This is a genomic window from Streptomyces sp. NPDC051322 (assembly GCF_040689485.1).
Classification (GTDB): domain Bacteria; phylum Actinomycetota; class Actinomycetes; order Streptomycetales; family Streptomycetaceae; genus Streptomyces.
The window spans coordinates 1-1,459 of sequence record NZ_JBFBAK010000031.1 but is presented as its reverse complement, the minus strand read 5'-3'; the positions used below and the strand labels follow the sequence as shown (position 1 = coordinate 1,459).

Annotated in this window: 1 protein-coding gene; it reads right to left on the bottom strand. The window is 69.9% G+C overall.

Features of this window, described 5'->3' with window-relative positions; translation table 11 throughout:
- On the bottom strand, positions 1-1,459 hold a 1,459-nt coding region (locus AB0436_RS30515), incomplete at both ends, for a condensation domain-containing protein (RefSeq protein ID WP_366471170.1).

The following is a 1,459-nucleotide window of genomic DNA, read 5'->3' as shown; positions in this document are numbered from 1 at the left end:
ACCGGGCAGATACACCACACGCGCATCACCGTCCACATCGGCGGACATCGACTCCAGCACCGCGCGATACATCGCCGCCAGGCGATCCACACCGGTTCTGCCCAGCACCAGCGGGTTCACCGTGAGCAGCAGACCGCTGCCGCGTGCGGCCACCGCGAGGCCGAACTCCGTGGCGCCCTCACCGTCACCGGACTCGGTGTCGACGACGTCGGTCTCCGCCTGGGCGTCCGCCAGGTCGAGGTAGCTGAAGCGGACGTCGAGCAGTCGGGTTCCGTCGCTCAGTTCCCGTTGCATCACCGGCATCGGGAAGCGGCGGTGCGGCCAGAGCGTGCCCTCCTGGTCGAAGACCTGGCGGATCAGCTCGCGCCAGGTGCGCGCACCGCGCTGATAGGCGAAGGGCACCGTGTTGAGGTACATGCCGTACACCCGCTCGGCGCCCACGACTTCGGGGCGTCCACTGGAGACCAGCCCGGTGCAGAAGGACTCCTCGGTGGTGAGCTGGCTCATCACCTTCAGGTGCGCGGCGTGCAGCACGGCCTTGAGTGAAGTTCCGGTACCGCTCGCCGCTGCCCGCAGCGCCGGGGTCAGGTCGGTGAGAGGTACGTGCACGACGTTCGCCCGTCCCGGAGCACCGTCGCCCCAGCCGGCCGGGAGCTCGAACTTGGCATGGCTGCCCAGGACGTCCCGCCAGTAGTCACGGTCCTCGTCGGAGGCCACTGAAGCCAGCTCGGCTGCCACGAAGTCCGCGTAGCGCACTTCGGGCATCTGCACCGCGGGCAGCGTCCCGCCGCCCCGCACCCGGAGGTAGCCCTCGACGATCTCGCTGAGCAGCGAGCGGTGGCTCCAGCCCTCGGTGATCGGGTGGCAGACGCTGACCGACAGCCACCACGCCTCGTCGGACTCGACGAGTGCGGAGATTCGGAGCAGTGGGGCGCGGGAGAGGTCGAAGGTCTCGGCCCGCTCGCTGACGATGTGCGCCCGACGTGCCGCGGCCTGCTGGTCGGCGTTCTGGCCCCGCAGATCGTGCACGGTGACCGGAATCTCCGCGGCAGCGTGGATGAGCTGCAGCGGTACCTCAAAGCCTTCGAGGTCGAAGGAGGCACGCAGCATCTCGTGACGCTCCACCACGGCCTGGCCGGCGCGGCGCAGGGCGTCGGCGTCGAACGGCCGGCCGTCCTTGATCCGGAAGGCAGTGGTGTTGTGGTACTTGTTCAGGCCGTCGTCGGCGAGCATCTCGACCAGCATGCCGAGCTGCACCTGCGCCAGCGGGAAGGCATCGACGAGGCCCGTGGGCAGCTTCGCCCGGTCCCCCGCCGTCAGAAGTGCGAACGGTTCGACGACGGCGGTCTCGGCGAGCGGCTCTCCGCCGCCGAGTTCGGCGGCGAGTCCGGCGACGGTCCGGTGCTGGAACACATCCCGGACACCCGCCTCGAAGCCCTCAGCACGCAACGCGCCGACC